Raw genomic sequence first — 11,824 nt, forward strand, 5'->3', positions numbered from 1 at the left:
TCGCCAGCATCGCCAGCGTCGACGGCCGGCTCGCGGATCTTGGACAGCTTCCGTTTCCCCTGAAAGGGAACTGTCCAAGATTTAGCGGCATCACCCGGCGGCGGTGGTGTGGATCTCCGCCGCCGACGCCGTCAGGCGGGTGGGGCCGCGACGGGGTCGGTCACTCGTTGGTGAAGTTGCCGACCTGGCTGGCGGTGCTGGACTGGTCGCTGGTGGAGCCGCCGGCGGGGGTGCTCATGCCGCCGGTGGTGGCGTCGCCCGTGGTCGTGGGGGCCACCTTGCCGGGGTGCCGCTCGGGCTGCCGGGCCAGCCGCCGAGCGCTGGCCGGGCCGGCGATGCCGCCGGTCGTGGTGATCGCGCCCTGCCCCCGGGTGGGGCCCCCGTCGCGCAGCACGTCCGGGTCGACCGGGACGTGGGCCGGGTCGTCCGGGTCCTCGTCCTGGATGACCCGCTGCACGTCGGTGCGGGGCACGGTCACCTCGTCCAGGACGCCCTCGCCGTACACGCCGCCGGCGATCCGGTCCTCGGCCCGGCGGGCGGCGTCCTGTCGCATGTCGTCCTCACGCACGTCCATCACCTCACAGAAGTGTCGGTCCGGGTGCGTGCCCGGCGACCGCCCCGGCAAACCCGCGCCGTCGGGCCGGCCGGCGGCGTACCCCGTCCGTGGCGCGCCCCGCGCGGCCCGGCGGACCGGATTTTTCCCGGCCGCCGGGGGTGTTACTGCTCCCGGCGGGTCGGGTAGACGGCGGGTGCCCTCGCCATGAACGCGAACCGTGCCGTGGCCGAAACGCGGTAGCGGGGGGAGGGAATGCAGGTACGACTCATCGCATCCTGAGGAGGACAAGATGAGCACGCAGGCTGCATCCACCAGGCCGATGAACCGGCCGGTGCAGGAGGCGCCCAACCGGGCCATGCAGGACCGGGCCATGCAGGAGACGCCCACCCGCCCGATGCCGATGGTGCCCGACGGGCGTCGGGAGGCCATGCAGGCACCCGGCACCGAGACCAAGCCGGCGCTGCGGACCACCGAGTTCTGGGTCTACATCGCGGCTGTGATCGGCGTGCTGGCCGCCTCGCAGCTGGTCGGGAAGAACTCGGCCGGGGTGGACATCTTCCGGGCCCCCAACGCGTGGTTCATGATCACGCTGCTGACCCTCGGCTACCTGGGTAGCCGTGGTCTGGCCAAGGCCGGCAGCAACTGGCGCAGCAGTGAGGAGCGCAAGGCCCGGCACTGACCGGGTACGCGCGCCACAACACGCGGTGGCCTCCGGGGCGTACGTCCCGGAGGCCACCGCCGTGTGTGGTCTGGTCCTACTCCTCGAAGCCGCCGAAGTCCTCGGCGAAGTCGCCCTCGATCGCGTCCTCGATCATCTCGCCGGCGACCATGCCGCCGACAAGACCGAGCGCGGCGCCCGCGACCACGCCGCCCATACCGGGACCCCGGCCGTGCCCGTGGCCGTGGCCGCCGAAGCCCTGCGCGCGCAGGCTGCCGTAGCGCGAGGTGGTCTCCCGCAGCCAGCCGTCGACGACCTGGACCCAGTCCGTCCGGTCGGCGTCCGCGTACGAGACCCGGTAGTGGCCGAAGGCGTCGTGCCCGGCGGTGAGGAACCCGCCGCGCTTGTCGCACTCCAGGATCACCTCGACGCCGTGCGGGCTGGTGACGAAGGTCAGCTCGACCTCGTTGATGGTCGACGCGTACTGGGGCGAGGCGAAGAACTCGATCTCCTGGTAGAACGGCAGCGTCTGCTGCGTGCCCCGGATGTGGCCGCGTTCCAGGTCGGCATGCTTGAAGCGGAACCCGAGCTGCTGGAACGCCTCCAGGATCCGCTCGTGCACCGGCAGCGGGTGCACGTTGACCTGGTCCAGGTCGCCCTTGTCCACCGCACGGGCGATCGCCAGCTCGGTACGCAGCCCCATCGTCATGCCGCGCAGCCGCTGGCCGTACACGTCGGTGATCGGGGTCTCCCACGGCACCGGGAGCTGGAACGGCAGGGAGAGCTGCTGCTTCGGGGCGAGCTGGAACGCGCCGCTGACCGGCAGCCGGTGAAACTCCATGATGCCGGCGTACTCGGTGTCGCCGCCCTCGATCTCGACCCGGGTGACCAGGCTGACGACGACCTGCTCGACGTTGGCCGGGGCGTCGCCGCCGACCAGGTTCACCTGGCCCTCCAGGGTCAGGCCGGGTCGGGTGTTCGGGTTGGTCAGGACGGTGTCGACGCTCGGCCCACCCACACCGAACGCGCTCAGCATCTTCTTGAAGACCATCGGAACTCCCGCGGGATCACGCCGCGCTCCACCCTGGAGCGGGTCGTTGACTGCTCGGACCCTATCGGGCACCGCTGTGAAGTGCCTGTGAGGGCACATGCCGGCCCGGACCGCCCTGGGAGCATCCCCGGGATGAGCATCGTTCACCTACGCCGCGCGAAGACCAGCCTTGTGCTCGACGCGCGCGGCCCGGCAACCCGGTCGTCGCCCTCAACCGCGCGGTGGCGACCGCCATGGTGCACGGCCCGGCGGCCTCGACGCGCTGGACGCCGACCCCCAGCTCGCCGGGCACCACCGGCTGCCCGCCGCCCGCGGGCACCTGCGCGAGATGGCCGGCGACCGGGAGGGCGCGGTGGCCGCGTAACCGGGCTGCAGCCGCCCTGACCACGAGCCTGCCCGAGCATCGCTACCTGACCATGCGCGCCGCCCGCCTCGCCGCCGGCCGCGAGGGTTGACCGGCGCCGCCGGGGGTACCCGTGGATGATCCGCCCGGGTCCGGCCGCCGAGCCGGGCGGGAAGACGGCTCGGAAGGAGAACGCCATGGTCACCGTCGGCTACACCCTGTTGTGCGAGCAGGCCGGCCCCAAGCAGCTGGTCGACTACGCGGTGCGGGCGGAGGCGGCCGGCTTCGAGCAGCTCGTCATCTCCGACCACTACTACCCGTGGCTGGACTCGCAGGGCCACTCCCCGTACGCCTGGTCCGTGCTCGGCGCGGTCGCGCACGCCACCAGCCGGGCGGAGCTGATGTCCTTCGTGACCTGCCCGATCCGCCGCTACCATCCGGCGGTCGTGGCGCAGAAGGCCAGCACCGTCGGGGTGCTCTCGGACGGCCGGTTCACCCTCGGCCTCGGCGCGGGCGAGAACCTCAACGAGCACGTGGTCGGCGGCTGGCCGCACGTGCAGCAGCGGCACGAGATGTTCGAGGAGGCGCTCCAGATCATCCGGCCCCTGCTCAACGGGGAGACGCTGACCTTCTCCGGCAACCACTACGACGTGCCCGACGCCTACGTGTGGGACCGGCCGGACCGCCCGGTGCCGATGGCAATCGCCGCCTCGGGCCGGCAGTCGGCCACCCTCGCCGCCGAGTACGGCAACGGCATCGTCGCCACCGAGCCCGACCCGCACATCATCGAGATGTACGAGGACGCCGGCGGCGTCGGGCGGCCCCGCTACGGGCAGGTGGCCATCTGCTACGGCCCGGACGAGGCGGAGTGCCGCAAGATCGTGCACGACCAGTTCCGCTGGTTCGGGATGGGCTGGAAGGTCAACGCAGACCTGCCCGGGCCGGAGTCGTTCGCCGCCGCCACCCAGTTCGTCCGCGAGGAGGACGTGGCCGCGGGGATCTCCTGCGGGCCCGACGTGGACCGGCACGTCGAGGCGTTCAAGAAGTTCGTCGACGCGGGCTTCACCCACGTGGCGATCGTGCAGGTGGGCGGCGAGACGCAACCCATGTTCCTGGACTGGGCGCAGGAGCAGTTGCTGCCGAGGCTGCGCGAGCTGTGAGAATCTCGCCGACCCGGCGGCCCCGGGTGACCCCGCCCGGCCGGTTCGGACCGGCCGAGCTGCGCCTCGCGCTGGCCGCGCCGCGCCCGGCCGCCGGCCTGACCAGCGAGTGGCGGCTGGTCGACGGGATCCGTACGCACACCCGCCGCACGGCCGGCCCGGGCACCGGCGCCACACCCGTCGTGCTGGTGCACGGGCTGGCGGTGTCCCACCGCTACCTGACCCCACTCGCCCTGGCGCTGGCCGACACCCACCCCGTGTACGCGCCGGACCTGCCCGGTTTCGGGCTCACCGAGCGCCCCGACACGGCGTACGACGTGGCCCGGCACGCCAACCACCTGGCCGCCTGGCTGGCCGCGTACCGGATGCCGCCGGTCTGCCTGCTGGGGCACTCGTTCGGCGCGGAGGTCGTCGCGGCGCTGGCCGCCCGCCAGCCCGACGCGGTCCGGGCCGTGGTGCTCGCCGGGCCGACCGGCGACCCGGCCGCCCGGTCCCGGCGGGGACAGCTCGGGCGGTGGCTGGTGGACGCCCTGCGGGAGGCGCCGTTACAGGCGCCGATCCTGCTCCGGGACGTCGTGGACGCCCGCCCCTGGCGCGTCCACGCGACGCTGGCGCACTCGGTACGCAACGGCGTCGAGGCGGACCTGGTCCGGATCACCGCGCCGACCCTGGTGGTCGCCGGCTCCCGGGACCCGGTGGTGCCGGCGTCCTGGCGGTCGCAGGTGGGCCGGCTGGTGCCGCACGCCCGCACGCTCACCGTGCCGGGCGCCGCGCACAACGTCGCGACCACCGCGCCGGCGCAGGTCGCCGACGCGATCCGGGCCCTGCTCGCCCCGTCCCTGACGAACAGGTGATCACATGCGCATCGGCAACACGGAGATCCGCCCCGCCGGCGGTGGCCTCGGCTGCCTCCTGATGATCCTCTTCTCGATCGTCGCCTCGATCGTCCTGACCGTCCTCCTCAACCTGGTCTTCTAACCGTCGTTCGCCCGCCCCTGGTCAGCGGCGCAGGCCCAGGGCGGCCAGCACCTCGCGGGTCGCCTGGCGGACCGGGTCGACGACGCTGCCGCGCAGCCAACGGGCGACCGGCGACACCGTCGCCCGCCACGCGGCGGCGACCGCCCGGCCCACCGGGCGCACGGCGTGCCGCCACAGCCAGCCCGCCGCGAGCACGAACGGCCGCAGGGTGAGCGCGTAGCACCACCACAGCAGCCGGCCGGTCATCCGCCACGCCCACGCCGCCGCGTCGAGCAGCACCCGGCCGGCGGCCAGCAGCCACCGGCCCAGCGCGGCGAGCCCGGCCGCCAGCAGGCGCCCGAGCGGGGCGAGAAGCCGGGCAAGCCAGCTCAACGGCAGCCAGACCAGGTGGTACGCCAGCCAGGTCAACGGCGCCCACACCACCGTCCGGGCCAGCCAGGCCAGCCCGCGGGCGAGCCACACCAGCGGCACCCACACCACCGTCCGCACCAACCAGGCGACGCCACGGGCGAGCCACACCAGCGGCACCCACACCACCGTCCGGACCAGCCAGGCGATGCCGCGGGCGAGCCAGCCCAGCGGCAGCCACAGCAGGTGACGCAGCAGCCAGCCGACCGGGCGCAGCAGCCAGTGGTCCAGGAACCGGCCGACCGGCGCGAGCAGCCAGCGGTGCAGCCACCCGCAGACGGCGGCGACCAGCTCCCAGACCAGCCGCACGGGCACCACCACGACCAGCGCGATCCCCCGGGCGACGGCCACGACCAGCGGCGCGGCCTCAGAAGTGGCGGATGTTCCGGTGGCACGCGGAGCCGGGCCCGGCGAGTCGATCACCGGCACACGGTAACCAGCCCCGGCAAGCACCCGGCGGCGGGCGCGTCGAGGCGACCGACGGGGCTGCCGGGTGGCCGACGGGGTAGCCGGGTGGCCGACGGGCAGCCGGGTGACCATGTGACCGACCGGGTGGGCTCAGGCCGGGTCGAGGGCCAGGTCCGCGACGAGCGGGTAGTGGTCGGAGGCGTACTCGGTGTCGCCGCCCCGGACCACCCGGCAGTCCCGCACCCCGGCGGCCAGCGCCGGGGTGCCGAACAGATAGTCCAGCCGCATGCCGGAGAACTCCGCGCCGCCGCCGTGCCGCGTCGGCGCGGTCAGCCCGGCGTCGGGCGTGCCGGCCGCCGCGTACAGGTCGACCAGGCCGACGGCGAGCAGTCGGGCCACCGCCCGGGTGTCCACCGTCCGCCCGTCCCGACGCAGGTGACGGCGGCGGTACGCGGCGGGGAGCCGGGCGATCCGGTCGGTGTGGTCGGCGACGGGGTCGAGGGTGTTCAGGTCCCCGGCCAGCAGCCCCAGCTCCCCCGGCGCGCGGCGCAGCGCGGCGGCGGCCCAGCCCGCCTCGACGCGCCGGCGCAGCCCCGAGTAGGGATCGAGGTGGACGCTCAGCACGGTCAGCGGGCCGGCGTCGGTCGCCACGGTGACCCGCTGCGCGGCGTGGTGGAACGGCCGGCGCACCCGGGCGGCGGCGAGGGCGCGCAGCGGCGGCCGGAGCAGCACCGCCACCGGCTGGCCGAAGCAGGAGCGGGCGAGGTGGGGGCACATCCCCACCCGGCCCGCGAAGTCGCCGAGCACGTCGCCCGAGTCGAAGCCCCGCAGTTCCTGCAGGGCCAGCACGTCCGGCCGCTGCGCGACGACGACCCGCGCCAGCCGGTCCCGGCGGTCGGCGCCGCTCCGGTCCCGGCCGCCGGTCCGGATGTTCCAGCTCATCACCCGCAGCATCGGTGCCGTCAGTCCACCCGGGCGGCCTTGGCCAGCTCGTCGTCGAGGGTGTGCACGTCCTCGGACTCGATGCTGGGCCGGTTGCCCTCGCGCAGGTCCTCGTTGGGGCGGACGACCCAGTAGAGCAGCCCGATCCAGAGGGTGGTGAGGATGATCGCGCCCATGACGTCGGTGGGGTGGTGCATCCCCCGGTACATGCGGGAGATCGCCACGCCGGCCGGCATCACCACCGCCAGCGCCACGAAGATCCACCGCCACCACCGGTCCGTACGCGGGACGACGATGATCGCGACGGCGACCCAGACGCAGAGCGTGGCGGCGATGTGGCCGGACGGGAACGAGGAGGTCGGCATCGGGCCGTCGAGGTTGCCCACCGGCGGGCGCGGCCGGTCGACCGCGGCGGCGGAGGCGAGGAAGAGGCTCAGCTCGCCGAACATGGTCAGGGCGACGAACAGCACCGGCCGCCAGCGCCGCCACACGGCCAGCACGAGCGGGCAGAAGACCAGCGAGATGAGCAGGATGGCGTGCGTGTCGCCGGCCTTGCTCCACCAGTGGCTGAGGTCGTCCCGTTCGGGGGTGCGGTGCTCCGCGAACCACCTCGGCACGTCGGTGTCGAGGGTGGCGAAGAGGGTGCCGCCGGCGTGGTAGCTGACGAACATGCCGAAGCCGTAGAGCGCGCCGAGGACCAGCACCCAGCCGACGACCAGCTCGAACACGGCCGCCCGGGGGTGCGGCAGCAGGTGTGCCTCGTCGGGGGCGGGGGCCACCTCGTGCGCGGCCTCCGGCTCCAGCCCCTCGGCCAGCGCCGGGACCGGCCGGCCCCGCTCCAACCGCCACAGCCGGAAGGCGTACGCGGTGACGCCGAGCCAGGCGGCGCCGAGCAGCCAGGCCCCGAGCACGTCGGAGACGAAGTGCACGCCCAGCGCGATCCGGGTCAGCCCGATCAGGAACACGACGGCGGCGACCAGGACGATCGCGGGCCTGCGCCAACGGCGCGACATGGCCGGCAGGAAGACCAGCAGCAGCGCCCCGTACGCGACCATCGAGCCGAGCGCGTGCCCGCTGGGGAAGCTGTCCCCGGCATAGCTGCCGATCGGCACCTCCACCTCGGGGCGCAGCCGGTCGACCAGCGTCTTGAGCGCCGGGTCGAGGATCAGCGCGCCGAGACCGGTGACGATCAGGAACACCGCGAGCCGACCCTGCCGGCGGATCAGCAGGCCGACCACGGCGACCGACACCAGCCAGACGATGACCGCCCGGCCGCCGAGGTCGGTGAGCGCGTTGAGCACGGTCACCAGCGGCCCGTGCGGGGCGACCAGGTCGTTGAGCCAGGCGGCCACGCCGTGGTCGACGTCGTACAGCGGGGTCCACCGGGTCCGGACCAGGACGAGGAGCACCCCGAAGCCGACCCCGGCGCCGAGCACGACCGCCAGGCCGGCGAGCGTCCGCTCGGTGAAGTGACCCAGGGGTCGACGCAACGCCTCTCTGACCGCGTCCACGGCAGCCTCCCTCTCGCTCCTGGCGTGCCGCAATACCCGATCGGCGCTCCGCGTACACCGGAGGGTGTCCGAAACGGACTACAGGGAGGTCATGTCGCCGGTGTCGTGGAGCTGGTCGCGCCCGGCCTCGGGCTCCCAGAGGTCCGGCTGGGCCGGCTCGCGCACGCCGATCCGCAACGCCTCCAACTGGGCGGCGAAGGAGAGCCCGCCGAAGAGCGCCATGCCGGTCAGGTTCGCCCACAGCAGCAGCGCCATCATGCCGGTCAGCGCGCCGTAGGTCTGGCCGAACCCGTCGCTGAACCGCACGTACGCGGCGAGCAGCAGGCTGGCCACCCACCACAGGACGGTGGCGATCCCGGCGCCGAAGAAGAGCCAGGACAGGCCGGGCTGGTTGCGGCGAGGCGCGTGCCGGAAGAGCACCGCGACGGCCAGGACGGTCAGCCCGAGACTGAGCGGCCACCGCACCACGTCCCAGACGCCGTTGGCGAGTTCGCCCCAGGCGTAGTGCCGCTGCACCGAGTCGCCCATCGGGCCGCCGCCGACGAGGATCAGGAACCCGGTCAGCGCCGGTACGCCGGCGGTGAGGGCGAGGACGGCGGCGCGGACGTACTTCCACAGCGCCGGGCGGTCCCGTTCCACGCCGTAGATCCGGTTGGCCCCGCGCTCGATCTGCGCCATCGTGCTGGTCAGCGCGACCAGGCCGGTGATCAGGCCGAGGCTGAGCGCCAGCTCCCCGGCGCGTTCGGTGCGGTCGCCCTCGCCGAGCAGCTCGGCCACCACCGGCTCGCTCGCCCCGGGGGTGAGTGCGAGCACCGTGTCGGCGACGACCTGGCCGCCCTCCTCCACGCCGAGTTCGCTGATCAGGCCGGTCAGCGCGATCATGAACGGCACCACGGCGAGGCACAGTTGCAGCGCGAACGCGCGGGAGTGGCTGAAGCCGTCGCCGTAGCGGAACCGGATGAAGGCGTCCCGCAGCAGGTGCCAGCCGCCCTGCCGGCGCAGCGTGTGCCAGGCGTCGTCGGCGTTGAGCTCCTCGTCGGGCATCAGCCGGGTCTCCGGCACGATCCGGGTGCTACTCACTGTGCGCCTCGTCGATGAGCTGCTCGCCCCGCTCTCCGGCCGCCTGCGCGTCCTCGGCCAGGTCGGGGGCCTGCGCGGGCTGCGGCACGCAGAGCCAGAGCGCCCGCCGCCGGATCTCGGCCTTCAGGGTGCGGCCCGGCTCGATGAGGTCGCCGTCGAGCTCCCGGGGCTGGGCCCGGTTGCTGGTGATCTCCACGCGCCGGCCCCGGAAGACCTCCATCCGGGGGACGCGGTCCTGCCGGCGTACGACGGCCCAGCCGAGCGCCAGCCAGTGCCGCAGCGTACGCGGGGTGAGCACGGCGACGTCGAGGTAGCCGTCGTCGGGCTCGGCGTCGGTGAGCAGGCGCACCCCGCCCTGGAGGCGCCCGACGTTGGCGATCAGCACGGAGCGGGCCCGCCGGCGGATCGGCTGCTGGTCGTCGATGCGGATGGACACCTTCATCGGTCGGTCGCGCAGGTGCTTGGCGGCCCCCACCACGTACGCCGGCCAGCCGATCCGCCTCTTGGTGGTCTCGGAGGTGTCGGCGAGCATCTGGGCGTCGAAGCCCATGCCGGCCATCACGGTGAAGTAGTGGTCCTCGACCGCGCCGACGTCGAGCAGCCGGCGACCGCGCTCGACGGCGACCTCCAGCCCGGCGGCCAGGTCCCCGGAGAGGCCCAGGTTGGCCGCGAGCAGGTTGCCGGTGCCCTGCGGGAGCACGGCGAGCGCGACGTCGGTGCCGACCAGGCCGCTGACGCAGGACATCACGGTGCCGTCGCCGCCGCAGGCGAAGACCACGTCCACGCCGGCCTCGACCGCCTTTTCGGTCTGGCCACGGCCCGGGTCCTCCACCGTGGTCTCGAACCAGAGCGGCTCGGGCCAGCCGGCGGCGGCGAGGGCGTCGTGGACCGTCCGGTGCAGTTCGTCGAGGTCGGCCACCTTCACGGGGTTGACCACCACGGCGGAGCGCAGGCCACCGTCAGGGGCCGCGCGCCTGTCCTGTCGAGGATCCACGGCGCCAGTGTGCAGCAGATCCGACGCGGCAGCGAGCCGGCGACGCGGTGACGTTACGCGCAGCGGAAACAGGTTTACGATCCCGCCCCGGGTCGCCGGCTCCGGAGGCTCAGGCCGCCGCCCGCAGCGCGGTCTCCACCCGCCGGCGCAGGTCGTCCAGGTCGGCCCCGGCCTCGGTGAGCACCAGCGCGCCCAGCCCCCGCCCCTCGCGGAGCACCCCGAGCAGGATGTGCTCGGTGCCGATGTGGCGGTGGCGCAGCCGCAGCGCCTCCCGCAGCGACAGCTCCAACACCTTTCTGGCGCGGGAGGAGAACGGCCCGCCCGCGTACCGTCGGCGGCCCCAGCGGCGGCGCGGCGCCGGCGCCGCCTCGCGCAGCGCGTCCGGGCCGAACGACTCCTCGATCCGGGCCACGATCGCGGCCAGGTCGATGCCGATCTCCCGCAGGGCGTCGGCGTCGGCGTCGGCGAGGCCGGTGCCACCCCGCTCGGTGTGCCGGCGGACGCGGGCCCGCAGGTCGTCGGCGCGGACGCCGGCCTCGGCGAGCACCCGCGCGGCGAGGCTGTCCCCGTCGGCGAGGAGGGCCAGCAGCAGGTGCTCGGTGCCGACCGGCCGTTGGCCCTCGGCCCGGGCCTCGTCCCGGGCGACTCGCACGACGGTGCGGGCCCGGTCGGAGAACCGTTCGAACATCACGCCTCCCAGGAGGATCCGACCGCCGGTCGCCCGGCGTGCTTCTTGTGGACCGCCTGCCGGCTTACCTCGAGCTCGTCGGCGATCTCCTGCCAGGACCAGCCCTGTCGACGGGCGTTGTCCACCTGGACCACCTCGAGCCGTTCGAGCAGCCGGCGCAGCGCGCGGACGGCGCGCAGCCCGACCCGGGGGTCGGTGCTGCCGGCTGCCGCGGCGAGTTCCGTTGCCTGACTCATATCGTCAACTTACGTTGACATCCGCCACCCTGTCAACCAACGTTGACACCCGGGTTCGGCTCGCCCGGTGCTACCGTCCGCCGGTGTCCAGCCTTCGCCCGCCGGCCCGCCGAGGTCCCCGTGTCCGATGCCGAGGTCCCCGTGTCCGATGAGGTTCCCGCGCCCGCCCAGCCGCGCCGCCATCCGCTCGGCGAGATCACGGTGGAGGCCGTCGGCGGCAGCGTCGTCGGCAACCGCTATCCGGCCAACTTCGACGTGCTGCACGTCGACCCGGCCCTGCCGTTCGCGGCAGTGGCCGACGGGATGGGCGCCGGCGAGGGCAGCCGCCGGGCCGGCACCACGGCGATGGGCACCCTGGTCGCACAGGTCCGGGCCGCCTGGCCCGACGTCGGCCCCCGGCAGTTGCACGCCGCCGTGGCCGGCGTCCAGTCGGCCGTACGCGCCGCCGGCGCGGGCCTGGCGGAGCTGACCGGCTGCACCCTGACCGCCCTGCTCGTCGAGCCCGACGGCGGCCAGGGCTGGCTCCTCCAGCTCGGCGACTCCCGCGCGTACCGGCTGCGCGACGGCCTGCTGGAGCTGATGACCGTCGACCACACGGCGGCCTGGCTGGGCGTGCTGCACGGCTGGTACCCGGCCGACTCCCCCGCCGCCGCCCGCGCCCGCTACCAGCTGACCCGCTACGCGGGGCACCCGGGCGAGCCGGAGGCGGACCTGCTCGCCGTGTCGCTGCGTCCCGGCGACGTGTGGCTGCTCTGCACCGACGGAGTCAGCGACCAGGTCGACTACCACCTGGCCCGCGAGCTGCTGGCGG

General features: G+C 74.3%; 14 protein-coding genes. 5 read left to right on the forward strand and 9 right to left on the reverse strand.

Annotated elements, in window-relative coordinates; all coding sequences use genetic code 11:
- Positions 1 to 160: 160 nt before the first annotated feature.
- Entirely contained in the window at positions 161 to 568 is a 408-nt protein-coding gene (locus ACZ6O2_RS35585) for a hypothetical protein (protein ID WP_466026077.1), read from the reverse strand.
- Positions 569 to 845: 277 nt separating this feature from the next.
- Between ACZ6O2_RS35585 and ACZ6O2_RS35590 the strand changes: the two genes are divergently transcribed.
- Positions 846 to 1,235, forward strand: coding sequence for a hypothetical protein (locus ACZ6O2_RS35590; RefSeq protein ID WP_357465022.1), 390 nt, complete (start codon positions 846 to 848; stop codon positions 1,233 to 1,235).
- A gap of 76 nt (positions 1,236 to 1,311) precedes the next feature.
- Here ACZ6O2_RS35590 and ACZ6O2_RS35595 read toward each other — a convergent pair whose 3' ends face one another.
- On the reverse strand, positions 1,312 to 2,265 hold the full coding sequence (locus tag ACZ6O2_RS35595; RefSeq protein WP_350712648.1) for a sporulation protein: 954 nt from the start codon (positions 2,263 to 2,265) through the stop codon (positions 1,312 to 1,314).
- Between the two features lie 169 nt (positions 2,266 to 2,434).
- Here ACZ6O2_RS35595 and ACZ6O2_RS35600 point away from each other — a divergent pair, with 169 nt between their 5' ends.
- The 3 genes from ACZ6O2_RS35600 (at position 2,435) to ACZ6O2_RS35610 (ending at position 4,622) form a co-directional block, all read left to right on the forward strand.
- Complete coding sequence (locus ACZ6O2_RS35600; protein ID WP_466026078.1) at positions 2,435 to 2,629, forward strand: hypothetical protein; 195 nt, start codon at positions 2,435 to 2,437, stop codon at positions 2,627 to 2,629.
- Positions 2,630 to 2,805: 176 nt separating this feature from the next.
- On the forward strand, positions 2,806 to 3,768 hold the full coding sequence (locus ACZ6O2_RS35605) for a TIGR03557 family F420-dependent LLM class oxidoreductase (RefSeq protein WP_350712660.1): 963 nt from the start codon (positions 2,806 to 2,808) through the stop codon (positions 3,766 to 3,768).
- Positions 3,765 to 4,622, forward strand: coding sequence for an alpha/beta fold hydrolase (locus tag ACZ6O2_RS35610; RefSeq protein ID WP_466026079.1), 858 nt, complete (start codon positions 3,765 to 3,767; stop codon positions 4,620 to 4,622). Before ACZ6O2_RS35605 ends, ACZ6O2_RS35610 begins: the two co-directional genes overlap by 4 nt.
- Positions 4,623 to 4,767: 145 nt before the next feature.
- Here ACZ6O2_RS35610 and ACZ6O2_RS35615 read toward each other — a convergent pair whose 3' ends face one another.
- The 7 genes from ACZ6O2_RS35615 to ACZ6O2_RS35645 all read right to left on the reverse strand — a co-directional run bounded on the left by ACZ6O2_RS35615 (position 4,768) and on the right by ACZ6O2_RS35645 (position 11,013).
- Positions 4,768 to 5,577, reverse strand: coding sequence for a hypothetical protein (locus tag ACZ6O2_RS35615; protein WP_466026080.1), 810 nt, complete (start codon positions 5,575 to 5,577; stop codon positions 4,768 to 4,770).
- Positions 5,578 to 5,712: 135 nt separating this feature from the next.
- Positions 5,713 to 6,516, reverse strand: a complete 804-nt coding sequence (locus tag ACZ6O2_RS35620; protein WP_466026081.1) for an endonuclease/exonuclease/phosphatase family protein — start codon at positions 6,514 to 6,516, stop codon at positions 5,713 to 5,715.
- An 8-nt stretch (positions 6,517 to 6,524) separates the two neighbouring features.
- Positions 6,525 to 8,015, reverse strand: coding sequence for a phosphatase PAP2 family protein (locus tag ACZ6O2_RS35625; RefSeq protein ID WP_466026082.1), 1,491 nt, complete (start codon positions 8,013 to 8,015; stop codon positions 6,525 to 6,527).
- Positions 8,016 to 8,093: 78 nt separating this feature from the next.
- Entirely contained in the window at positions 8,094 to 9,095 is a 1,002-nt protein-coding gene (locus tag ACZ6O2_RS35630) for a YihY/virulence factor BrkB family protein (protein WP_466026083.1), read from the reverse strand.
- On the reverse strand, positions 9,088 to 10,089 hold the full coding sequence (locus tag ACZ6O2_RS35635) for a diacylglycerol/lipid kinase family protein (RefSeq protein WP_466026084.1): 1,002 nt from the start codon (positions 10,087 to 10,089) through the stop codon (positions 9,088 to 9,090). Before ACZ6O2_RS35635 ends, ACZ6O2_RS35630 begins: the two co-directional genes overlap by 8 nt.
- Positions 10,090 to 10,198: 109 nt before the next feature.
- Positions 10,199 to 10,777, reverse strand: coding sequence for a Clp protease N-terminal domain-containing protein (locus tag ACZ6O2_RS35640; RefSeq protein ID WP_466026085.1), 579 nt, complete (start codon positions 10,775 to 10,777; stop codon positions 10,199 to 10,201).
- Positions 10,777 to 11,013: an HTH domain-containing protein gene (locus tag ACZ6O2_RS35645; RefSeq protein ID WP_089001290.1), complete on the reverse strand. Its 237-nt coding sequence runs from the start codon at positions 11,011 to 11,013 to the stop codon at positions 10,777 to 10,779. The genes ACZ6O2_RS35640 and ACZ6O2_RS35645 overlap by 1 nt, the downstream gene beginning before the upstream one ends.
- 141 nt (positions 11,014 to 11,154) lie before the next feature.
- Here ACZ6O2_RS35645 and ACZ6O2_RS35650 point away from each other — a divergent pair.
- Positions 11,155 to 11,824, forward strand: a 670-nt coding sequence (locus ACZ6O2_RS35650) for a PP2C family protein-serine/threonine phosphatase (protein WP_466026086.1), incomplete at its 3' end; no start/stop codon positions are given.

The organism is Micromonospora sp. NPDC048040 (assembly GCF_055587185.1).

Bases quoted from the DNA above. Each gene is read 5' to 3' on its own strand.
- ACZ6O2_RS35605 (WP_350712660.1), top strand. From the start codon at position 2,806: ATGGTCACCGTCGGCTACACCCTGTTGTGCGAGCAGGCCGGCCCCAAG.
- ACZ6O2_RS35640 (WP_466026085.1), bottom strand. From the start codon at position 10,777: ATGTTCGAACGGTTCTCCGACCGGGCCCGCACCGTCGTGCGAGTCGCC.
- ACZ6O2_RS35620 (WP_466026081.1), bottom strand. From the start codon at position 6,516: ATGCTGCGGGTGATGAGCTGGAACATCCGGACCGGCGGCCGGGACCGG.
- ACZ6O2_RS35590 (WP_357465022.1), top strand. From the start codon at position 846: ATGAGCACGCAGGCTGCATCCACCAGGCCGATGAACCGGCCGGTGCAG.
- ACZ6O2_RS35645 (WP_089001290.1), bottom strand. From the start codon at position 11,013: ATGAGTCAGGCAACGGAACTCGCCGCGGCAGCCGGCAGCACCGACCCC.
- ACZ6O2_RS35595 (WP_350712648.1), bottom strand. From the start codon at position 2,265: ATGGTCTTCAAGAAGATGCTGAGCGCGTTCGGTGTGGGTGGGCCGAGC.